This window comes from Chryseobacterium contaminans (genome assembly GCF_001684955.1).
Lineage (GTDB): Bacteria > Bacteroidota > Bacteroidia > Flavobacteriales > Weeksellaceae > Chryseobacterium > Chryseobacterium contaminans.
On sequence record NZ_MAYF01000001.1, the window covers coordinates 35,880 to 59,848 of the forward strand.

At 27.8% G+C, this 23,969-nt stretch carries 19 protein-coding genes and 1 pseudogene; 14 read left to right on the forward strand and 6 right to left on the reverse strand.

Annotated elements, in window-relative coordinates; genetic code table 11:
- Positions 1 to 111: 111 nt before the first annotated feature.
- The 6 genes and pseudogenes from BBH99_RS00180 to BBH99_RS23005 all read left to right on the forward strand — a co-directional run.
- Positions 112 to 972, forward strand: a pseudogene (locus BBH99_RS00180) (YifB family Mg chelatase-like AAA ATPase); the annotation flags it as partial.
- A 105-nt stretch (positions 973 to 1,077) separates the two neighbouring features.
- On the forward strand, positions 1,078 to 1,272 hold the full coding sequence (locus tag BBH99_RS00185) for a hypothetical protein (protein ID WP_066690352.1): 195 nt from the start codon (positions 1,078 to 1,080) through the stop codon (positions 1,270 to 1,272).
- A 145-nt stretch (positions 1,273 to 1,417) separates the two neighbouring features.
- Positions 1,418 to 1,774, forward strand: a complete 357-nt coding sequence (locus BBH99_RS00190) for a hypothetical protein (protein ID WP_066690353.1) — start codon at positions 1,418 to 1,420, stop codon at positions 1,772 to 1,774.
- Positions 1,771 to 2,733, forward strand: coding sequence for a hypothetical protein (locus tag BBH99_RS00195; protein ID WP_066690354.1), 963 nt, complete (start codon positions 1,771 to 1,773; stop codon positions 2,731 to 2,733). The genes BBH99_RS00190 and BBH99_RS00195 overlap by 4 nt, the downstream gene beginning before the upstream one ends.
- Positions 2,734 to 2,865: 132 nt before the next feature.
- A complete protein-coding gene (locus BBH99_RS00200) occupies positions 2,866 to 3,468 on the forward strand; it encodes a hypothetical protein (RefSeq protein ID WP_066690355.1) in 603 nt (200 codons plus the stop codon).
- A complete protein-coding gene (locus BBH99_RS23005) occupies positions 3,444 to 3,602 on the forward strand; it encodes an alpha-ketoglutarate-dependent dioxygenase AlkB (RefSeq protein WP_083188698.1) in 159 nt (52 codons plus the stop codon). The genes BBH99_RS00200 and BBH99_RS23005 overlap by 25 nt, the downstream gene beginning before the upstream one ends.
- 72 nt (positions 3,603 to 3,674) lie before the next feature.
- Here BBH99_RS23005 and BBH99_RS22645 read toward each other — a convergent pair whose 3' ends face one another.
- The 4 genes from BBH99_RS22645 to BBH99_RS00240 all read right to left on the reverse strand — a co-directional run bounded on the left by BBH99_RS22645 (position 3,675) and on the right by BBH99_RS00240 (position 10,268).
- Positions 3,675 to 4,025: an alpha-ketoglutarate-dependent dioxygenase AlkB gene (locus BBH99_RS22645; protein ID WP_066690357.1), complete on the reverse strand. Its 351-nt coding sequence runs from the start codon at positions 4,023 to 4,025 to the stop codon at positions 3,675 to 3,677.
- A 2,691-nt stretch (positions 4,026 to 6,716) separates the two neighbouring features.
- The gene (locus BBH99_RS00230; RefSeq protein WP_165601850.1) at positions 6,717 to 7,364 is read right to left on the reverse strand and encodes a leucine-rich repeat domain-containing protein; all 648 of its coding nucleotides are present in this window, start codon (positions 7,362 to 7,364) and stop codon (positions 6,717 to 6,719) included.
- A gap of 1 nt (position 7,365) precedes the next feature.
- Entirely contained in the window at positions 7,366 to 8,604 is a 1,239-nt protein-coding gene (locus BBH99_RS00235) for a hypothetical protein (protein ID WP_066690378.1), read from the reverse strand.
- A 257-nt stretch (positions 8,605 to 8,861) separates the two neighbouring features.
- The gene (locus BBH99_RS00240; protein WP_066690379.1) at positions 8,862 to 10,268 is read right to left on the reverse strand and encodes a TolC family protein; all 1,407 of its coding nucleotides are present in this window, start codon (positions 10,266 to 10,268) and stop codon (positions 8,862 to 8,864) included.
- A gap of 20 nt (positions 10,269 to 10,288) precedes the next feature.
- Between BBH99_RS00240 and BBH99_RS00245 the strand changes: the two genes are divergently transcribed.
- Genes BBH99_RS00245 through BBH99_RS00270 form a run of 6 tightly spaced genes read left to right on the forward strand, consistent with a single transcriptional unit; the run spans position 10,289 to position 19,042 of the window.
- Positions 10,289 to 11,689 (forward strand): hypothetical protein, encoded by a 1,401-nt coding sequence (locus BBH99_RS00245; protein ID WP_066690381.1) that lies wholly within the window; start codon positions 10,289 to 10,291, stop codon positions 11,687 to 11,689.
- Positions 11,682 to 13,886, forward strand: coding sequence for a peptidase domain-containing ABC transporter (locus tag BBH99_RS00250; protein WP_066690383.1), 2,205 nt, complete (start codon positions 11,682 to 11,684; stop codon positions 13,884 to 13,886). The genes BBH99_RS00245 and BBH99_RS00250 overlap by 8 nt, the downstream gene beginning before the upstream one ends.
- Complete coding sequence (locus tag BBH99_RS00255) at positions 13,883 to 15,217, forward strand: HlyD family efflux transporter periplasmic adaptor subunit (protein ID WP_066690387.1); 1,335 nt, start codon at positions 13,883 to 13,885, stop codon at positions 15,215 to 15,217. Before BBH99_RS00250 ends, BBH99_RS00255 begins: the two co-directional genes overlap by 4 nt.
- Positions 15,198 to 16,724, forward strand: a complete 1,527-nt coding sequence (locus tag BBH99_RS00260; RefSeq protein ID WP_066690389.1) for a hypothetical protein — start codon at positions 15,198 to 15,200, stop codon at positions 16,722 to 16,724. The genes BBH99_RS00255 and BBH99_RS00260 overlap by 20 nt, the downstream gene beginning before the upstream one ends.
- Positions 16,714 to 17,796, forward strand: a complete 1,083-nt coding sequence (locus tag BBH99_RS00265) for a hypothetical protein (RefSeq protein ID WP_066690392.1) — start codon at positions 16,714 to 16,716, stop codon at positions 17,794 to 17,796. The genes BBH99_RS00260 and BBH99_RS00265 overlap by 11 nt, the downstream gene beginning before the upstream one ends.
- On the forward strand, positions 17,789 to 19,042 hold the full coding sequence (locus BBH99_RS00270) for an NUDIX domain-containing protein (RefSeq protein ID WP_066690394.1): 1,254 nt from the start codon (positions 17,789 to 17,791) through the stop codon (positions 19,040 to 19,042). Before BBH99_RS00265 ends, BBH99_RS00270 begins: the two co-directional genes overlap by 8 nt.
- Positions 19,043 to 19,267: 225 nt before the next feature.
- Here BBH99_RS00270 and BBH99_RS22855 read toward each other — a convergent pair whose 3' ends face one another.
- Complete coding sequence (locus tag BBH99_RS22855; RefSeq protein ID WP_262487180.1) at positions 19,268 to 19,396, reverse strand: hypothetical protein; 129 nt, start codon at positions 19,394 to 19,396, stop codon at positions 19,268 to 19,270.
- A gap of 310 nt (positions 19,397 to 19,706) precedes the next feature.
- Here BBH99_RS22855 and BBH99_RS00275 point away from each other — a divergent pair, with 310 nt between their 5' ends.
- Together BBH99_RS00275 and BBH99_RS00280 are read left to right on the forward strand one after the other, a co-directional pair.
- Positions 19,707 to 19,886, forward strand: coding sequence for a hypothetical protein (locus tag BBH99_RS00275; RefSeq protein WP_123872929.1), 180 nt, complete (start codon positions 19,707 to 19,709; stop codon positions 19,884 to 19,886).
- Between the two features lie 275 nt (positions 19,887 to 20,161).
- Complete coding sequence (locus BBH99_RS00280; RefSeq protein WP_066690396.1) at positions 20,162 to 20,353, forward strand: hypothetical protein; 192 nt, start codon at positions 20,162 to 20,164, stop codon at positions 20,351 to 20,353.
- Between the two features lie 143 nt (positions 20,354 to 20,496).
- Here the strand turns inward: BBH99_RS00280 and BBH99_RS00285 are convergent, their stop codons facing one another.
- Positions 20,497 to 23,799, reverse strand: coding sequence for a sacsin N-terminal ATP-binding-like domain-containing protein (locus tag BBH99_RS00285; RefSeq protein WP_066690400.1), 3,303 nt, complete (start codon positions 23,797 to 23,799; stop codon positions 20,497 to 20,499).
- Positions 23,800 to 23,969: the final 170 nt, after the last annotated feature.

The following is a 23,969-nucleotide window of genomic DNA, read 5'->3' on the forward strand; positions in this document are numbered from 1 at the left end:
TTGAATATTACTATTTATTTTTCTTAAAACTCTTTTTCTGTAGAAAATTATCAGCATAACTCTCAGATTTTTAAAATAGTATATTAATTATTTTTACTTCAAAAACACATCATGCTGATTAAAATTTATGGCAGTGCCATTCATGGCGTTTCTGCCCAAACAATAACCATTGAAGTAAATGTAGATACCGGCGGAGTAGGGTATCATTTGGTAGGACTTCCTGATAATGCCATCAAAGAAAGCAGCTATAGAATTTCTGCTGCATTGAAGAATGTAGGATATAAAATTCCTGGTAAGAAAATTACCATCAATATGGCTCCTGCAGATCTGAGGAAAGAAGGGTCTGCCTATGATCTGAGCATAGCGATTGGAATTTTGGCGGCTTCAGATCAGATTCTGGCTGAAGAGATTCAGCATTATATCATTATGGGAGAGCTTTCATTGGATGGAAGTTTACAGCCTATCAAAGGTGTTTTACCCATAGCCATTCAGGCCAGGGAAGAAGGTTTTAAAGGAATTATTCTCCCAATACAAAATGCCAGAGAAGCGGCCATTGTTAATGATCTCGATGTATACGGGGTTGAAAATATAAAGCAGGTTATTGATTTTTTTAATGAAGGAGCTCCTATTGAGAAAGTGATATTGGATACCCGAAAAGAGTTTCATGAAAAAATCAATAATTTTCCATTTGATTTCTCAGAAGTTAAAGGACAGGAAACTGCAAAAAGAGCCCTGGAAGTAGCTGCTGCAGGTGGTCATAATATTATCCTTATCGGTCCGCCTGGAAGTGGTAAGACAATGTTAGCCAAAAGAGTTCCGAGTATTTTGCCGCCATTAACCCTGAAAGAAGCTTTGGAAACCACAAAAATACATTCCGTTGCAGGAAAGATAGGAACAGAAGCTTCATTAATGACAGTTAGGCCTTTCAGGTCTCCACATCACACAATTTCAGATGTAGCACTCGTTGGTGGAGTGTGATTTTGTAAAGTAAATGCGAAATTGCAAACTAAATGCAAAAATTCGCATAGTAAATGCGAAAATAGCGATTCAATTTTTTTTAACTTGAAATAACATAATATGAAGTTTTTTTTATTTTGTTTTATATTAATAACATTTAGTTGTTCTTCAAAAAACGAAACTAAGTTAATTATCGCAGCTAAAAATAAAACAATTGATAGTTTGAAAGTTGAGCTTAATGATTGTAAGTTACAAGCACAAATTATGGCTGACGTATTAGAAGAAGAGAGAATTAAAAACGTTAAAAAAAAATAAAGTCTTAATAGTACTTACATTTTTCTCAGGTTTTTATTAATGGTAATATAGTTTCATAGTCTTTTTAAATACCACAAAAGGGGTATAGCAATAATTCTATTTTATTCTTAAATTTAATAAAAAAATAACCATAAAAAACTTAATTATGAAACTTGAACTTAAAGCGGAACTTTCTGGTTCCAATATAAATGGTGCTACTATATACTTTGAAATTTTACCGATAGACCCACATGCAATCCCCTTAGCATTTATCAGAAAAAAAGATGGTTCTAAAGATCTTATTATTCAAAATGTGAAACTATTGATTGATAATGAATTAGATTTCTTGTTAGTAATTAATGCTTTTAAAGGAACTAAGTGGACTTTTACTTTGACTAACGTAAGTTCAGGAAAAGAAGTTTTCAAAAGAACTGGTAATACGGGTGATGATGAAAATTACAAGCCTAATTATTCGGTCTTAAAAAGTTCTATTTCTATTGAATCCCTAAAAACTTTAGTATGAAAAAAAGCATATTATTTATTGCGTTTTTGATGTTTATGAATCATTATTCTCAGACGTCAATGGTTGAAGATACAAAAGGAGAATCTGCTCTTTCTCTCGGAAGTCTTTCTGTTATCTCTGTTAATGCTAAAGATGAAAGCTTAGCTTTCTCAACAGGATGGAACTTTAGCAGATTTGAAAAAGATCCTGAGAAAATGTATTGGGGAGTGACCTTGAAAGCAAAAGGAAAAAATGGGGTTTTTAATATTATAAAAAATAAAGATTTCCAGTATGATGGTAATATAGGACTATTTATAGGGTATTTATCTGCTCCTTCGGAATATAGCGATGCATTAAATTCTTCAGTATTGGATGTGACTATGAGAAATACAATTTTCTCAATAGAGTTTCTGACGAGTCAATTTAAATTATACAATAATTCTTCTAACATAAAATTTACTGATCAAATTTATGGGAAAGGAACTTACGGATATAAGATCGCTATTGGGCATAATGGTCAAGGAAGTATTAAGAATAAGGTTCCATATGTTTTTGGAATACAGTTAAATGGTGGGAAAAAAAATAATAGTAGTGATTTAAACTATATAGAGATTGGTGACGTTTCTTATGAAACGGATATAAATACAAATACTACAAGAGAAATTGTCAGAGGTAAAGTTCTAGCATACGATTTGAAAGAGTTTCGTGATAATTTAGGATATTTTAATATCAATAGCGATTTTGGAGTTCAAGTAAAATCGAGATTTTTATTTATTCTGCATTGGAGATATTCTGTAATGCAAGGTTTTAAGCCAAGATATAATCCTGGGTTCGGTTTTTATTTAACTAAAGAAGGGGAGCCAACACGAATTGTTTGTGGAATACAATATCAAAGTTTGGATCTTTTTAACGTTGAGAAATCACAAAAATCATTAGGACAACGGTCTAGTTTAAATATGATTGCTGGTTATAGTTTTTAAATCATAAAAAAGTTGTATTCTTATAATACCTGTTTTAGGTTTGTAAATTGTTTATAGCATTTCGTGAAAAAATAGAAAACATATAAATGAAAAATAGTTGCAAAAAATTATTATCAACTTACTTTAAAAAAAATGAAACCCAAATATCTTCTTTCAATTTTAGGTGTATTATTCTTAGTCTACTATTATCTAACCATAGATACTTTTAAGAGTCTTTCTGGCAGTGATCTTTCAAAGGGGGCCAATGTGGGGACTGCTATCTCTGGAATATTATCTCCAATTATCGGAGTCATTTCAATTATTTTACTTTATTTAGCACTAAGTAGACAAACTGAATCTAATATTGAACAACGTTTGAAAAATGAAAGTGATATCATTTTTACATTAATAAATCAAATGGATGATGAACTACAGAGATTTTATACAAAAATATCGAAGACAAAAGGAGAAAATAAGATTGAACTTACTGAAAGAGGTATTGAAGGTTTGATGTACTGGTCAAGACAATATAAGTTTGATTTAACTGACGATTTTTTTAAAGATAAAGAAATTACTTTTAGAAGTTTTTACGAATCTCATCAAATAATACTTTTGATAAAATCTTTTCAGTTAATAGAGCGTAGAATTGAAATTGCTACACTCACAGATGAGATTAAGAGATTGTTTCGAGATAAATTGGATTCTTATTATCAAAGTAAACTAAGACTGAAATGCTTCTTGATTCTGGGAGTTTAATTGTTTTGAGTGGAGATGCAAGATATAAATGGACACATGGCATAGCGCCGAGAAAAACGGATTATATTAATGGTAGAAAAATAGAGCGAAAATTAAGACTATCTATGACTTTTAGAAAAGTCATATTACAATAATAGTTGAACTTTAAAGCTAAAGTGTAAATGTTTTATAATAAGACTTTTGCAGGTGCTTTTGTTATTGACAATTTAAGATTTAACTCGAAATCGGAAAGTTAAATTAATCCTTTCTTTCATAGGTATTGTGGACTTAGCAATTCTATGTTCCCAATACTCTTGAAGGTCACCTTTCATAATGAGTAATGAACCGTGAGTAAGTGGTAAATTATATTTACTTTGATGATGGTCCATTTTTCTGAAATCAAAATTTCGGGTTTGTCCCAGACTATATTTGTCTGTCTTGTATATGTGTGATTTTTTCAGAGTAAACACGAAAGACAAATTCAATCGAGAAAATTGATAAGACGGATAAACGAATCTAAAGCCAAGATATGCAGAAGCAAATGATATCTGCAGATAAATTAAGAAGAGTATTAGCATAAATTATAGAAAACCTTCCTCAAGAACAAGAAGATAGTTTGTTTAGATAAAGATATCTAGCACATATCAAATTTATATTTTTAGAAAATGTAAAAATAATTTATGTTAATTGGAATATTATGAATTTCTAAAAATGTAAAAAATAGAAAAGGATAACTTGATAAAAATGCTAAAAAGAAATCCTTTAATTTCATAAAGATAGCAAGGAATAAATGAAAAAGTACACCTAGACACAAATAAATAACACAGAAATGTGGGTTTACTATAAAAAAAACAAAGGTGAGTTGGAAAAGGATAATTAACCAAGAGAGTAGAAAATAGATATATTTATTTTCATGAAATATAGAAACTAATAGTTTGTTTCCATATATATTTGTTTTTAAAAGTTTTTTTAATCCTTCGCCTGTTCTCCATTTTACAGATGATATTTTTTGAATTCCATTCGATGTATAGCAAATAACTATATAGAGTGATATAAAGTTTAGAATCCTATAATCTTTAGTTAAAAAAGTACAAAAAAGACAAAATAAATTAAATATAATTATATGTTCTGATGATGAAAGTCTATTTTGACAGCGTAATCGAAGATATAACTCAAATATTATTAAAATAAATATTGCTAGCGAGTTTAAAAATGAATCGATTTGTAATATAACTAGCCCTAAAATGAAAAGACTAATAAGAAATCGAAGTCTTATAATTGTCTTTAGAACTTTTTGATTGTATATGAATTTAAGAGTTTTCTTTTTATAATAAATTTTTCTTAAAAAGAATTTATTAACAGATATTGGGCTGTCGAAACCATAATATTTTATATTAATAAGAATTTCCACTGAATCTAGAATTAAGTAGAGACAGATAAATATTATACTTATGCAAATTAAGTCTAACATATATTTATTAATAAACAATATTAAAAGTAATAATTGGGGTAAACTTGGACGAATTATCTATTTGAGCCATATCTACAATGGAAAATTGTCGATTTACTATTGTAGGTGTGTAATCTACTTTTTTCAGTATATATTTTAATTTTTTAAATTCTGGAATCTTTGCTACAACTTCAACATCATTGTGATTTTTTAAAACTTTTAGTATGTTAAAAATCATTGTAAGAGTAGCTTTATCATATCTTTCGTGTAGAATAGGTATGTAGTTAACCTGGAATAGTTTAAGTTCAGAAATAGTCTTGTCTTGGTAATAATCTCTGTATACTATATAGAAATCACGAGAGATAGGATTAGGTGCAAACAATGTCCAAACTGGAATTAGGTGAAAATCATTATGGATAAATTTAAGAAGGATCTTTCTAAGATTTTTGTGTTGATAGAATATAGTTAGTAATATCCAAATTGTCAAAATTGTATAGCAAACACTATTAAAAAATATTGAGATAATCACAAATATTAAATTTTATTGAAAAAAAATAAACTAAAGGATAGCTTGATAAATAAGACCAAAAAAAATCGTTTAGATTACAGAGTGCAGCTAAAGAAGTATGAAAAATTATTCCAATAATTAATACATAAACAACTGTGTGACTAAAACTTGCAAGCAATGGAAATGTTATTTGAAATAAAATAACTCCCCAACACAATGCAATATTAAATATTTGTCCTTGGTCTATTAGTTTCTTTTGGATAATTTTATTTCCAAATAAATTACTGTTTAGAACCCAAATTAATGCATTTCCATTCCTCCACACTGGTGATTTTAACTTATTATAGCCTGTAAAAAAATAAGAAATGTATAATTGAATAATGATAAAAAATGATCCAACTTCAAAAAAAAAGTTATTGTTAATCGATATTATAGATAATCCAAACAATATAATAGTTCTCATTTGATCAGCACCGGAGAGGGCGACTCTATTTCTCAAATTAAACAATAATTGAATAACAAAAACGACAAATATAAGATAGTAAGTATTTTCAACAAAAACTATTAGTAATAAACTTAAGATTAATCTTAAAATTAGCAGATAGCAAAATGTTTTATTATTGATTAGAGGTTTAAAAAAAACAAATAATTTAGAGTAAAAATCTTTATTGCTTTTGCGAAACATAAAATCTATACTAAAAATCCCGAAATCAGAATAATATTTACTATAATAATAAAGAGAATGAAGTGTGTCGAAAAATATCCCGCAAGAAAGTATTATAATACTATAAAAATAATAGTCCATTAAGTATTTTTGATTTTTGATACAAACAATAACTTATCTGTCCTATTTAAGTAGAAACCTCCTTTGACAAAATATAATAATTGGCGCTCTGTAGGTTGTTTTTGATTCGTATTATAGTTTAATACATAATTTTTAATCATCATAAAAGATGTTGATTTTAAAAAAAGTTTGTCAACGTTTTTGTATGATGGTAATTGTCGTCTAATACTCAATATAAATTTTACATCTCTTCTTTGTCCATACCAAAATATAAAATACCATTTTGGTGTAAAATCATTAATAACTATGATCTCAGATATATTACCCTCCACGAGCCTTTCTCTGTAGGCTAGAAGACAATTGTTTTTCATTGGTTTTGGCGAAAACAAGGTCCAAGAAGGTATTAATGAAAAAGGATCATTGTTCTTTCTGAAACCTTCTGGTCTAAATTGTTTATATATAGAAAGAAATATCCACAATATACATAGCAGACAAATACAAAACTTAAGAATTAACATGGAGATTGTTTATTTAGTACTGTTGTCTATTTTTTTAATGTGCTTTAAATCAAACAAATCAGTATTTTTTCGTTTTGATAGTACATATTCTAATGGGGAATCAGAAGCAATATTTTCTCTTTTTAATGTTTTAACCACATTAGGATTAAACTGGACTATATTACTAAATCTAGGATTATTTGAAACATCTAGATAGTTTAGATACTTATCACTAATGTCAAGATATTTTATATCATTGTTATTAACCTCTAATGTATGCAAGTTACAGCTTATAGAAATTGATTGAATCTTATTAAAAGATACATTTAATTCTTTAAGGTTAAATTTTTTGCAATTTTCTATCTTTTGAATAGTCAATGCAGAATCAATTTTATTATGAGAAATATTTAGCTTTTCTAAAGCCAAAGGCAGAAGATCAGACTTGAATTTTGTAATATTATTATGCGATAAATCAAGTTTTTTTATAGTATATTTTGATAGATCTGGTATAACTTCTAAATTTAAGTTTGAAAGGTCTAATTCCTCATACACATTTCCGCTTTTGAGGTTTTTCGTAATATTTTCTAGTTTATCTTGTGCATTTAAACTAATATTTGCACAAAATAAAAAACATACTCCTAATAAAATAAGAGTATGATTTTTAAATGTTTTTTTCATATTAGTAACCATTATAATTTAGCCAGGTACCCCAATTATTTTTGATTTCATTCATTTCATGTTGCAATCCAACAAATATCTCGTGCCATTCACTTGGTTCTGGATACCCTTCTCCAAGAACCTCTGTATTTGTTGAAGTAGATTCTTTCTGTGCAAAGTCCATTAACTGAGATAAATTATTTACTGCAGTTTGCATATTTTGCATATCAGCAATGAATTCATTTACAGCTGTCATAGTAGTATTGATTACTCCGTTATTAGGATCTGCCATCCAATTATGCTCGGCTGTATTATCAAGGTTAAATGTGACTTCATTAGTATTTGGATCGACTGTGAATAATGCATTTACCAAACTAGGGCTCACATTCAGATTATTTAACATATAATCTCTTACCTCTGACATTGAATGCGTAGGAGAGTGTTGTAGCGCATTAAAAACTAAAGATAGGTTTTGTGCATGTACTAATTCATGTGTTAACAATGCAACAAAATCTTCATTCATTCCTAAAGCCGCATAATTAATTCCATAAGAATTAGGATTTGTATTATCTACGTTCCAGCCAATATTCTCACTAAGCCATGATTGATTAAGTTGAATAGTAATTACTCCAGTATTGGGATCAAAACTAGTATCTCCAAACCTTCCAGAAGGTAAGTTTTGTACAATGTCAAAACTAATGTGAGAACCTGAATTTGTAGTTATGCTTCCAACTAATTGTGCTATACAAGAATTTGTCGCTAATATATTACTTAATTGAGATCCAAATATCTTAAAATTATTAAAATCAGAATCAAAAGAAAATGAGCTTTGGATTTGAGCTTGGGATAACCCATTATAAACAGACTGCATTTGACTGGTAATTGAATGTACAGCAGCTGAAATACTAAATCCTGGCATTCCTGGTGTTATACCACCATCATCATCACCTCCAGCATCATCAAACCAGTGATCCAGATCGCCTTGATCGGAATATCCATCTTCGTTTTGTGCTCCATAGTCATCATCATCATCACCTCCATTATTATTGCCTTGACCAATATGTCCAAGTACACCATCCCCATCCACACAATTTTCAATTATATGTATAATTGTATCGCCATCAGGATTAATTAAGTGAAATAAGGTACTATCATCATCATTATAATAATTACCTCCTAAGATAATTTTTGTTTCGTTTGAATCCATAGGTGGAAGTTGTAATTCCAATTCTCTCAGGTCTAGTTTTTTTCTTTGTGCCATAAAATAATTATAAGATTTTATATCTCAGCTATAGAGATATTGTTATTAATATTAAGAGTATACTAAAAATAAATACAATTTGAATGAGTTACTTCTATGAATTGCGAACAATTAGGAATAAATAATCGTAAAAAGGATATTTTAAAGATACGTACTTAAAAAGTACAAAAGGATATTCGAAATTTAGCATGGTTATTCGTTTGTGTTTTTTATTAAAATCAGAGTACGAAAATAAAAAAAAAAAAAATATTTGCAAATTATTCTAAAAATATTTCCTCTAATTTTATTTTTAAATTGTATTTATTGGTTAATAATTCAATGTAATTTAAATGACTCTTTTCATACTCAAATAGCTGATTTTTATAATCATATGCTGTTTTTTTTTCGTAAGTTAATAGGTTTGCTAATACTTCATTAGTCTTTAATTGTAAATAGTATTCTTCTTTAGCAAGTCTAATTTGATTATCTATGTTTTCTATATAATCATACAGGTTTTCTGCTTGCTGAACAATACTAAATTTGTTGAGCTTTAGGTCTCTTTCGAGATTTTCCTTTTCTAATTTTGCAATTTTACTGTTATTACCTAAAATTCCCCAACTTAAAATAGGAATATATGCTCCTACAGTAAATGCTTGTTTTTGTATTGGTTTATTATAAAGTTTTTCAAATTGAGAAGCAGAGCTATTTAGTCCAATACCTACCTGGATGAAGAAATTAATAGCTCCATCTTTTTTTGCTTTATCAATCTTTTCATCCGCCAGTAAAAGCTGTAGAGTTGATTCATTTTCAAAATTATATTTTAAAAAATTTGAAATTAATTTTTCCTTATTAATACTAATACTAAAATCTTTTACGGATTTAAAATGTGGATTTTTGATATCAACCTGTAATAAGTTTTCAAGTTTTTTAATCAACATACTATGTTCAAATTGATCACTTATCAGTTTTTGTTTTAATTGATTTATTGTGATATTAATCTGATCTTCCTCAATACCCAAGGCTCTGGATAATTTCTTTTTTTCACTAATTACTGAAAGAAGAGATTCTGTTTTCAAGATGTTACTCTTTGTCAGCTCTATTTTCTTATCAAAAATATAACATTGAAAAAAAAGCTGTGCAGCTTCAGTTTTTAATTTTGCCAATTCTTTCTTATAATTAATTTCATCTAATTTTCTTTTATAAATAACTTTTTGCTTATTCCATCTATGCTGATTAAATCCATTTATAGACTGAGAATAAGTAAGATCCACCCAATTGCTAGAATAATTAGTGATTTTATTTTGTAGATCATTATTCATTGCTATTGAATTAGTTAGGGTTAACTCTCCTCCTGTGAATGGGACGATTTGTTTTGTAGTGAAATTTAATGTTGGACTTAGGAAATTTCGTTCAATAAGGGATGTACTCCCATTAAATTGGACTACTTCTTGAATTGCACGCTGATATGGAACCCCAGCGGTTAATATAACCTGAGGAAGTAAGGACTTTTTATAATTATCAAAATTAATATTTCCAATTTGATAATTTGCTTCAATAGTTTTAATCCTATCAGTATTAATTATTACCTGATTTAGTACATCGTCAATACTTAATGAATCAGAAACATTCTGACCAAAAAAAATTGTTGATGTCATTATAAAAATTAAATTTGCAAAACTTTTCATCCGGCAAAAGTACTATTTCCATGAAAAACACAAACATTTTAGAAAAAATTAATTCTTTTTTAGAGAACTACTGCCCGATGGCTGACGGAGTCCTACTTTATGGTAGTGCTTCTTTCAATTCCAAAGACTATGACGATATCGATCTTTTACTAATTGATAAAAGATTCTCTTATGTTTCTAAACTAAATATTCATTTTGAATCTAATAATTTTAGTGTTATTAAAATTCCTAGTAATGATATTTTTAACCTTTTAGCTCAAGATTTTAAAGAATCCGTATATAAAAATATATTTGAGACGGGGTTTATTATTAGAGACGACCTAAAAATACTAAAAGTTGTCAAGCAATATATATGCGAAGATTATCCTGATACATCCGATGTACTATATTATAGTAGAATTAAAACTATATACAAGATTAATGAATGCATAGCAATGTTGAAGAAAAAGCTTCCTTCAATAGAAGAATATTTAACCTTTAACAGTTGCATTAATTTTCTTATTGATTTTATAATTCTGCAAGATGAAAAAACACATTTTTCTTCTTTTAAACATAAATCTCGATATCTACATAAATATCATACAGTATTTGCAATAAAAATTACTGAAATTATAACTGTTTATAAAAATAATTCTAAAAATGGCTTAGTAAGTTTGCAAATTTTTTTAGAAAACTTAGGTATTCCCAAGAGTTTAGAATATGCTAATGACTTTTTAATTGATAGACTACATGGATCTGGAGTACAGGTGTTATTTTTCCCAAAATTATTCAAGGATAAGATAAATACCAATTTTTACAACGGTATAAAGGAAATTAACATACCCTATTATACTTTCTATATTGATGAAAATAATATAGAAGAAAGTGGGACTTATTTTATTTTCGAAACACATAATTATGATGCTGTATCTGCGATTAGGAAGATCCTAAGCGATAATTTTACAGTTGAATTATTCTTTTTTCCATATAATTTTTCTTTCAATAATGAAATAAAATTCGGTATAAATCATACAGTATGTCAACAGTTATTTTTCAAAATCCAACCAATTGTTGATAATATTATTGAAAATGGGAATCATTTAACTTTTATTGAGTTTATGATAAAAGAAATGCATGTAGATATAGATGATATATATAATTTCTATTTCTATAGAACTATAAATAATGATCATAATCTTACCCTAGAAGAAATATCAAATAAACAAAAAAAATGTAAAATGCCATTCAAAAGCATATTTGAGGAAATACTACAAGAAAAAAAAGTGTATAAAATAAATTTCGATTTTCAAATTCTAAAAAAGATCCCTAGATATTTCTTACTTCAAACGTTAGATAGAACATTGAGTATGCTTTTCTTAAAAGATTCAATAAAAGTTCAAATAGTTAAAAAATTAAGAAATCAGTATTACGAAAATGTTTAAAAAATTTCCTCATTTTACACAATTAGAAGCAAGAGACTGTGGGGCTGCATGTTTGCAAATTGTATCCAAATCATATGGTAAGTTTTTCAATTTAGATGAACTGCGGGAGATTTGTGGAACAACAAAAGAAGGTATTTCAGTTTATGACTTGTGTGAATCTGCAGAAGCGATAGGACTAAAAGCTCTACCTGTTAAGACCGATTTCCGAAAATTAAAAAATGAAATTCCATTACCTTGTATAGCGCATTGGAGAGGTTCTCATTTTATTGTTATTTATAAAGTGAAAGATGATAAAATATATGTATCTGATCCTGCATTAGGTCTAATTACATATAGCCGAAAGGAGTTTCTAAATGGTTGGTTAGAGAAAACAGTAGAAAAAAAATTTAGACAGGGAGTCCTAATTGCTTTAGAACCGACAGATGTTTTTAATGAAATTAAGCCAACTGGACAATCTCCATCGTTTGTGTATATATTAAATTACCTCTTATCTCATTTAAGTCCATACAAAACGCAATCTATCCAATTAATTATAACAATGATTGTAATAACACTATTGCAGATTGCTTTTCCAATTATTACACAATCTATTGTAGATATTGGTATTTCTGCAAAAGATCTGAGTTTTATTTCTTTGCTATTAGTTGCTAATATAATACTTGTTATAAGTACGAGTGTAGGAAACTGGATAAGACAGTCAATAAATATGCACATTGCCTCTAGGGTGAAAGTATCATTACTCTCAAACTATATATCAAAGCTATTAAAACTACCTGTAAGCTTTTTCGAAAATAAATTGGTAGGGGATATTTTACAAAGATCTTTAGATTATGAAAGGCTTCAAAGTTTTATTATGAACTCAGCATTTTCAATTATTCTAGCTCTGTTAAATATTATTGTATTTGGAATTATTCTATTTATTTACAAACCTTCTTTATTTTTTATTTTTCTGCTAGGCTCTGTTTTGTATATAACATGGACTCTATTGTTTTGGAGTATTAGACAAAAAATGGATATTCAGTATTTTAGTTTACAAGCAAAGAATAATAGCCACTGGATAGAAACGTTAACTAACATAAATGAAATTAAAAATAACAATTATGAAAAAGGTAAACGTTGGAAGTGGGAAAAATTACAAGTTAAACTATATGAAGTAGGCATTAAGTTACTAAATGTTAATCAAATTGAGTCATTAGGAAATAATTTAATAAATACTTTAAAAGATGTAGCATTAACATTTTATTCAGCATATTTAGTTATTCAGGGGGACATCACTATAGGGATGTTAATAGCAATACAATACATCTTAGGACAACTTAGAAATCCTCTTAATGAGGTTATAAATTTTATTAAATCATATCAGACTGCTTATATTAGCTTTATAAGGATGAATGAAGTTAATCAAATTCCTGAAGAGCAGGATATTGATGTTATTAATAATGTTGTTTTCCCTAGAAATAAATCATTAACACTGAAAAATATTTCATTCAGATATACTAATAGCTCTCCACTTGTTATAAATAATATATCATTAACTATTCCGGAGGGAAAAGTCACCGCAATAGTAGGAGAAAGTGGAAGTGGAAAATCTACCCTTCTAAAGATATTAATGAGGTTATATACCCAAACATCCGGTGAGTTTTATATTGGGGAAACGAACGTAAGTAATATCAGTTTAAAATTATGGAGAGATAAGATAGGTGTTGTTAATCAGGATGGTGATGTCTTTAAAGATAGTATTAAGAATAATATAATCTTAGGAGCCGAATTTGATAAAGATTTATTTCATAAAGCAGTAGTAAGTTCAAATATTTTGCGGGATATTGAAAGATTACCTAAAGGATTTAATACAGTTATGGGAGAAAATGGAAGAGGACTAAGTCAGGGACAAAAGCAAAGAGTTATGATTGCAAGGGCCTTATATAAAAATCCTGAGTATCTTTTTTTTGATGAAGCTACAAATGCTTTAGATTCAATTAATGAGGCCAGAGTGGTTAAAAACCTTAGTGATGAATATGAAGGCAAGACTGCAATTATAGTTGCTCACCGTTTATCAACCATTAGAAATGCAGATCAAATAATAGTGATGCAAAATGGTAATATAGTTGAAATTGGAAATCATGAAGAATTGATTAAAAAGCAAAAATATTATTATAGAATTTTTACTAACCAGATAAGTCTCAATAGTATCCTATGAAAAAAATGGAAATACATCACTCAGAAGAATTTAGGGATGTTATCAGTAAATTTCCTAAAATATTTAACTCCATATTAGCAATATCATTACTTGCCATTTTGATTATTTGTGCTTTATTAAGTTGGTTTATTCAATCTCCCGAAATGATTTTAGCAAATGTTAGAGTGACTGCGGAGAAACCTCCTATCTCTATTGTTGCTGAAAGTAATGGTAAAATTAAGCTTTTTGAATTTTCTCCACAAAAACAATTTCAAAAAGGTTCTGTAATAGGTGTTATTGAAAACTTGGCTGATGAAAGTAAAATATTAAGACTAAAGGATTCAATTACAAAATACCAGGCTACCATAGAAAAACTAAATATTAAATCTTTTGACTTTGCATTGTCTGATAATTTAGGAGAAGTTCAAGAATCCTATTTTCTGTTTATTGCTGCTTTGCATGAATTGAATAATAACAAAAATAATAATGAATATGATTTGCAGTCTCTTACACTAAAGAAACAGATTGAGCAGTACAATTTATTAATTAGACAAAGAAATAAATTAAAAAAAATCAAAAATAAGGAAATAGCGATCCTCGCAGAAAAGTATCGTACCGATTCCTCATTGGTCGCGAAAAAGATGGCTGTAATAAATGAACTTGAAAATTCAAGTTTAGGATTCCTTAGAGAAAAGGAGAATTTACAAAATATAGATATTGAAAATATTCGAAATCAACTAAATATAAGTGATGCTGAAGGAAATTTAAACTTATCTACTTTGCAACGTAAACTTAAACTATCTAATGTTGAATTAAAACTGCTGCAAGCTTTTCAGCAACTGATATTAAACATTAATAATTGGGAAAAAAAGTATTTAATTAAAGTCCCGGTTGATGGGCAAGTTGACTATATAAATTTTATATCATCAAATCAATTTGTTTCTCAAGGCTCCCTGCTATTTAACGTATTACCAAATAATAATAAAATAATTGGTCAAGTTTTAATGCCTAGTGAAGGAGCAGGTAAAGTTAAAGTTGGTCAAACTGTCTTCATTAAGTTAAGTGCTTTTCCGTACCAGGAATTCGGGCGATTAACTGGGAAAATAAAAAATATCTCCCTTATACCAAACGAGTCACAATATTTAGTAATTGTAGAAATGCCTAAAGGTCTTCAAAGCGATTCCGGGAAAAACTTATCGTTTGGTAAAAATATGGAAGGGCAGGCTGAAATTATTATTGAAAAGAGACGATTAATCTATAAAATTTTTGATAGAATTATTAAAGCTTTTGAGAAAAGTGCTCCAATAAAAGAAAAAAATACTGAAGAGATAGATGGAAAAAAAGATAAATAGTGATATTGCAACAATATTAAAAGAAATAATTAAGGAAAATCTTAATAATTATAAGCACATCACACTAGACTCACACTACCAAGATTCAAAGGGAAACTATCATTTGAAATTAACGGTTTTGTATGAAGAGAGTATTTCTTATGTAATTCAAGAGAGAAAAGAAATAAATGGTAATACTATTACTTTAAACTATTTACCCAAAGTTAGCATCCTAAAGGACCTAAAAACGAAGGAAGGATATTTTTTCAATATATTTCCTCATTCAATTGTAGTTAAGGATAATGATAGATTTCTTGTAAACTTTAAATCATCTTTGATTTTTTATATTGAAAAAAATAGAACTTTTATCCATAAAAAAAGTATAGATCATGTCAGATGGGTGGCATCAAATTATATTTCTGAAATTAAATTTCAAGATTCTCAATATTTAAGATATAAGCTTTATGAATGTTTAGTTAAACTTTATAATTTGTTTTCTCCAGTAGATTATATTGATGAAAGTATGTTGCCATTACTTTTTTCAAACCCTGAAAGCCATCCTTACATAGCAGATATAGTGGGTGATTTATTAACTGATACTGATTTTGAAGAAAAAATGATTCTGCATTTAAAGAGTTTTGGTGGTATATTACAAACAATTGATCCACATGCCTTATTTGTAGATAATGAAGTTGTTATTGTTTTTAAATATGAAGATTTGGAACTTGAATCATTTATTGAGAATGTTTTCTTTAGATTTTTCTCAATTACAAAAAAGGTAAATCATAAAATATCAAGCTTTTATTGGGAGAAGAACTCAGAAGGTTTTTTTTCATTGTATATAAAAGCAGATAAAGACGTAATAAAGCATGAAATTCTTCCGGAACTTAATATTAAGCTTAATTCGAATATACATATAAAACAAGTTAGTGATATTACAACAATTTATGATTTTTGTAATGAAGATTATTTTAAACCATTATCTAGTTTTTCACATTATGTTTTAGATATGAAAAACAATGAGGGAATTTTCTGGAGTGATAATCTCTCTATTTCATATTGTATAGAATTGTATATCTCTTGTTTTAAAAATTTAAATTTTAGTAAAGAAGATTTCTTGAAATTTAACAGTTACTTATCTCAAAAATGGCAATTATTGCTGCTTTCCGATGAGGAAATTATTTCAACAGAATATTCAAGTATTGTTACAATGTATCAGAAATTTGAAAAACTATTTGTAATTAATGAAGGCTCCCTATTAAATAATTTTTCAGCAAAAATAGATAAATGGCTAACAAATGATTCATTTTATGAGGAAATTAATATTCTGAGGGAAAATATGATTATTGCCATTGGTAAAGATGAATATAGTTTTGTCTTTAAAACAATAATAACCAATTTTTCAGAAAATTATGAATATGCTTTTCTTGAAGGATTCTTATTTAAATTTTTTGGTTTAATGGGATTAAAAAATGAGTCAAAAGTTTACATAACTTATATAATCAATAGATTAGGTAATGAAAGTTAATATAAAAAAATTAAAAGAATCTATTAAAGATTCTAATATCACTATAGAGAAGCATCATTCGGAAGATTTATATATTTTTGGCTATTACAAGCACCCTCTTTCAAAAACAAAAAGTTTATGGAATCAATACTCTATTATGTGTCGGGGTTTAATTTTAAATGGAGAAGGAGAAATAATAGAAAGGGCTTTCGATAAATTTTGGACCTTTAGAAACCATATAACAGAGAATGTAGTCCAATTAAGCGAAAACAGGATTGTTAATTTGCCAGAAAGCAAACCTAAAATATATGAGAAATTAGATGGTACAATGGGAATACTATACTGGGTTAACGGTATTCCATATATTGCAACTCAAAGATCTTTTTCTAGTTTAAAAGCTCGAAAAGGAAGTGAGATAATACAGGAAAAATATTATAGCGAAGCAAAAAAATTAGACCGACAATATTCATATATCTTTGAGGTATTATATCCAGAGGCTAGTTTAGTTGTGGACTATCAAGATAGAGAGGATTTGGTATTGATTGGAGTAATTGACAAAAATACAGGTAGAAGTATCGAAAATATTTCGGAATTTGGTTTTAAAACAAAAAAAGATTTGACAGATCAATTCGAGAATTTTTCTAGTCTAACTGAGATTGAAGATGCCAATATTTATGGTTTGGAAGGTGTTGTGCTAGAGTATGATAATTCTTTAAGAATAAAAATAAAATTTCCTTGGTATAAAGAAGTACATAAAGAACTTCAAAATATTATAAACGCAGATTATCAAATTATAGAAAGTGTTAAAAAGCTAAAGAAATATTATAATTACCCCAATCAAAATCTTACATCTAATCTTATAGTAGAATCGATAAAAAATGGTGAAGATAAATTGGAACGTATTATTGGGAATTTAAATATTGATCAAATTGACCATAGCGTAATCCAATGGTTAGAGAGGCATAAGAATTTATATTTAAAGGAAAATAAAATTATTGATGAATATTTTTACAATAGTTTAGAATTTAAAAATACACCAGATGATAGAATGTGGAATTGGAAAAAAAGATACCTGAATAAATATTATGATTAAAAGTGCAGGGATCTTAATTATTAAAAGTAATAAAATTTTACTTGTAAAACCTAAAAATATTAATTCAGATAATAATTGGTCCATTCCTAAAGGTATTATTGATGAAGAAAATGATAAAAACATTATTTTTACAGCTATACGAGAAACATTCGAGGAAACAGGTATTCTAATTCCGTATAACAAAATTGATCTTTCGCGCAGGTCGATAATAAGTTATGTTGATTCTAAGGGATTGCTTACAAAAGTTATATTTTACTTTATTGTAGAAATTTCAGAAAATGAGTATGCCCATTATAAAAGTGGGCATTTGATTGATTCAAATGAAATTGAGACCTTCGATTTTTTTTCATTTAGAGAAGCTCGCAATAAAATTTACTGGAAACAATATTCAGTCCTAAATTTTTTAAAACCATCTTCTTTTTGTCTAAATGAACTTGAATTGCTTTTAAGTTTAGGATATATTTATAAAGTAAAACATCCAATTTTTCCACTCTGGCTTTACAATATTACTAGAAAATGTAAACTTTATAAGAATTGGAATTATACTACATTATCTTGTAGGGGATTGATATTGGATGATTCAGGGAAAATAATAGCTAGACCATTTAAAAAATTTTTTGAAAAGAAAGATATATATCCAGAAATCTTAGATGTTTTACCAATTTCAAATCGGAAGCGAAATAAGTTAGACGGTGGATTGGGAATTATGTACAAGTACAAAAATTATTATCACTTATGTTCCAAGAATAATTTTAACCATTATATTGGTACTATAGCTACAGATTATTTTTATAACTCATTATTTCATTTAAATTTTGACTTTTGTGATAATCATAGCTATCTTTTTGAAATAATAAGTAACAAGGCTTCTTTCACAATTAATTATGAAATTACAAATTCTATTTTTCCAATAGGAGCTGTGAATAAACAAACATCAAATAATAATTTTAAGCTGTTAGATCTTGTTAAAACGGAAGATATAACAGGGTTGACATCTGAAGGATATGTGGAATTTTATGAAGATGGAACAATGATTAAATATAAAGAAGAAAACTTTGAAAAAGAATACAATAATTTTAAGGCTTCAAAAAATGAATGTTTCTTTGATAATAATGATAAAACAACAGATAATTTGTTGAGTCGAAAAAAGATATTAGATCATAAATCTAATAATGTCTTAACAAATTTGACAATATTTTTCAATACTGAAAGTAGGTATGTAGAAGAAATAAGATTTTGGATATAATTATTAGATAAAAAATGTTATTAGGGCGTTAGAAAAAAAGAGGTGTAGTTTCTTATAAGGGAAAAGATATAAGAAAAAAAATTGATCAATGTGCTTGTGAAAATAAATAAATCTAATCTTTAACTCTATATGAAAAATACCATACAACATATTTTATGTATACAATATGTACAAAAAAATAAATAAAAACTCCCTGCTAGGAACAGGGAGCAAACAAAAGGTTGATTATTTTATTTCAATTATGAAAACGTATACTCCTCCTTTTGGGTGGTAAATAGTTTTACCGTTTTTCTTGATAGACTTGGTGAAAATCTTTTTGTAAGTTTTACCGTCTTTTTCAAAAATTTCCATCATTATGAATTTTTGAAGTTTAACAAAATACGAACATTTCAGGTTGTGGCCTGGGCTGTTTTAATTTCATGCTTAGTATTAGAACCTGTGAAATATTCACATAACCTTCAGTAAGGTAAATATAGTTGTAAAGAGAGACGATTTTTTTGCAATTTATTTGTATACTTTAATATGCAAAAATGGTAGAAGATAAATGAATCAATTATGGATAGTCAGAATAAATAATTGATAGTTTTTCAAGGCTGATTTGCAAAACTTCTAAATGGATGCATGAAAAATGAGTTTTGTATATTTGAAGACAAATGTGAATTATATGACAACAGCAAAGTTAAAACAAGTTATCCACACTTCAGGCAAAAGAGCCATCGTTACATATAAAGGAAAAGATACAAGAAGAGAGTTTGATGAGAGTATTAGCCTTAAAAAAGTAAATCTAATCTCCAACTTTATAGGTGATAAAATAGAAGAAATAAAAACGATTTTAGCAAGCTAAAATTTGTTCATTCTTATTTGATAAATCTTAGCCCTCATATATTATTTATGAAAACCTGTAATTTTACTGGCAGATTAAATTGTTTGTTGTTTTGTCCTATCTACTTTGCTAAGTGAATTGTGACTAGTGGAGGAAGCAGAAATTCTATTTAATAATGAACTATAGATATTGTTAGCCTTAAAGTAACTATATAAAATTATAACATTCGTTTTTATTAAAAGGCACTTTATGGATATCCGTAATCATTTTTTAATTATTACTATTAAATTTGAAGTATGGAAGTTAAAACAATAAAATTAACAGAAGTAGAAATAATGGATATTTATCATGGATTAATAATAGCAATGAAACAACTTGACCTATATAAAAATGGAAAAGGGAGTGATAGTAGATTAGCTGATAGATTAGAATCTATTTCGAGAAAATTAGAAAAACAATCAAGAAAAACTGAATCAAAATCAACTTAATAATTATTTTGATAATAAAAATATAACATTAGAGGGAGTTCTTTTTTTACATTTTCCAGAAAAATTCATTTTTCTGGAAAATGTTTATTATTTATAAATATAATTCTAAGAAATCATATTCTAAAGTTGAGTTGAATCCTTGCTTAGTTCATTTTCTCAGAATTTACAAAATTGTCTATAAACTCTTTAAAATTCAAAACGGTTTCTCTTTCCATATTCCAATGCTGCTGATTTATAATGTATCTTATGTCAGTTCCTTCTATAGTTGCAGAAATTCCATTGGTTTCATCTTTTTTTGATGCTTCATTGTGCAAACTAGTAATTTCTCTTATTTTCTTTACTTTTAAATATAAAAGTTCTGAAATATTAGTTACAAATCTAGCATTTTGAAGAATTGTAGTTTCATCAATTACATCTGAAAAAAGTGGGACTACACATAATATATAATTTTTATTTTCAAACGATGTTTCTCCTTGTGTTTTTGTCATACGGACCTCTGTGGATCTGGAGGATTTAATTTCAATAACGAATTTTCTATTGTCTGGTAAATCCAATAATAATTTATGTGGAAAATCACATTCAATAATAAAATCACTACCAATCGGTTCACGATATATTTGATATTGTGGTATATTTTCAAATGCTTTTCTAAAAGCAGTTTCAACTGCAGTTCCAATTTCATTATTCGTTTTAGTAAGTTCTTCCTGCTTAATTTTATCCTCATATATTTTAATAAAAGCAGAATCACTAAGAAGTCTTTTAACTTTTTCAGGAGTAAGGGATTTGTTCATTAAAATAGAAACATAAGATTGATCCCAGCTTATTCTTTCTTCTTCATTATTTCCTGCTCGAATATTTCTTAAAAGATCTCCAACCCCAATATCGAGAAAATGTAGCAAACGTGAAACGTTTTGTTTTTCCAGAGAATTATATAGAATATTTTCATCTCCCTCTTGATATGAAAAATATGGAAGAAGAGACTCTACTGATGGCTTTTTTGCAGTGTTTGCCTGATCCTTAACCCAGTCTCTGTTTTTAATATCTCTTAGCCAATGACTTGGGTATACACCCACTCGTTGACATTCACCATCACTCTGTATATTTACTTCTGTTCTTGTGAATCCATATATATCTTCTTCTAAAAGAGTTTCTACTATAAATTTTAATAATAATTGCGTTCTTATTCTTGAACCTCTTGCTTTATCAATTACATTTTTATCTTTCGGAAAACTAAAATAAGCAACTTTACTCATTAGTATAGGTTCTACCAATGACCATTCACTATTTTCATGTTTTGAAATAGTTTCTTTATCTACTCGCCTTGTAACCATTGTTTTAATGTCTGAAGATTTAATTTCGTCTTTTACCCAATATAATGGTGAACCCAATACAAAATTTTTATTTTGCGCTTTTTCTATAATATTATCTGAAAATATTATAGAGTTATCGTCATGCAGAATATAATCAGCAGGAAATAAATCATTGTAGTCTCGGAAATTAGTTTTCCATTTAGATTCTGGTAAAAGAAAAGGCTCATTTGTATTTTGAAATCTTTCCCACTTATCACTTTTCATTTTTACAGGATATCCTATTAATTCGTTCCATCTTTCATTTTCCATTAGCCAACCTAATAAGCTAATTGTTGCTTTTTGAAACTCAAAGTTAGCCTTGTCAATTTGTGTTTTTTTTATATGAGTTATCAATGACGATACTAAAGTATCTTTATCAAAATCGGAAAGCTTATGATCTTGTGAATTTATGGTTATATCTTTGTGAAGTAAAACCGGACGGACAGGTATGAATACATTTTCTCCGATATCTTTAAGCTTTTCGTCAATCTCTTGGGTTGATCCTAAAATTTCTTGCTTTAAATTTGCTGATTTCTTTAAAATGTTATTTTGATTGGGTAGAATTGCAAATTCATTCCAATATTTTTCAAGTTTAAAATGTTCTAATGTTAATATGAGAGATTTTATAAATTCTAATTTATCCAAATCAATAACAATAAGTTCTGAAAGTTTATTTTCAGGAATATCATTTATATAATTACAAAGCTTTTGTATCGTGAAAGCTATTGGAGATAATGTAGAAACGAAAGATTGTCTATTATAAAGTATATCTTGCCAATACCGGGCTAATTGCTGTTCAGGTATTTTGTGTGAAAATAAATAATCACATAATTCCCAAATTCTTTTTGCATCTTCCTTATCTTCTGTTTCAGGAAAGGGAATAAATGCTTCTGTAAATTTTAATTCTTCACAATTTTTTTTTGAAACTTTTATTAAAGGTAGATCATCAAGGCTATTAAAAATATTTAATATTTGTGCTTTATACCAATCACTGTCAATCCACTCTATAGGTCTAAAAGCTCCAAAATTTACTAAAAGGTGGGGATTTTCTATTCTACTATCAATAATTTCATAACAGAATTTTATGTATTCTTTAAAAGCCTTTTCTAAAAGCTCTTTGTTTTTTATAGTTTGTGATGTTTGGCTATCTGCATTTAACCATAACTTTTCTCTTTCTGAAGAAGGCTCAAAGTATTCACTATTGATTAAAAAAGGTAATGAAAATGCATTGTCGGTACCTATTAGTGGAAATGTAAGAAATAATCTAGGAACATTTAATGGCAGCTCTTTTATTTTGTTTTGTTCATCCAATGGTATCGCTAAAACGATTTCATTCTCACTATCAGTATGAAGCCACATTTTGTAAGCAATAGGGAGCTGATTTCGGGATGATTCAAAAAGAATTGTTTTAAATTTATCATTATCATCAGCTTTTTTTAAATAAGAATTTATAACGCCTTTATCATTAATTGAAACTTTATTTATTTTATCTGAAAAAATGAGGACATACGGCATTAAATTAGGAAGATTTTCTAATATCGCTTCAATTGTTGTTGGTATTCCAGGAGCTAGATCTATGTATTTAAATATAGTGTGATTGAGTTTTGGATCAATACTGACTGAATTTATAAAATTTTTCCATGAGGCGCTGAGTGATCTTGCCATTTCGGCATCATTATTTCCTTCTCGCGTTAGTTCAAAATCAAAGGATCCACCGTCTTTAATACATCCTTTAATTTGCACCCTTTTTGACAATAGGTGTGTTGTCATAAAACCTGTACCAAACTTTCCTCTTTTACCTGAAAATGGAGGTTTTGATGATCCATGGAAAATCAGATGTGTAATTTCATCTTCAGTAAAAGGTTGGCCATTATGTTCAAAAGAAAGAACATTATCTTCAAAAGTAATAATAATTTCAGAAGCGTTAGCATCTTGAGCATTTTGCATTAATTCCCAAATCCATCTTAATCGATGTTTAGGGTCATTCTCCAAACTTTTAATATGTTCATAAATTGTATGCGCATTATTACTTACGATCACTTTGTCTTTTATTAAATTAAGATGTGATGTAGTATTATTGATTTCATTATTAAGCATATATAACTATTAGTTTTACGTGAAATTATATATAAATATTCGATATGGCAATTTTAAATTAATGTTTATATGGTTTTTAAATTTGACAATTAGGGAAAACCGTAATTTATTATGTTATTGTATTATTAACTTTATTATTTAGTATTGATAGCTAGATGATGTTTGTCAAT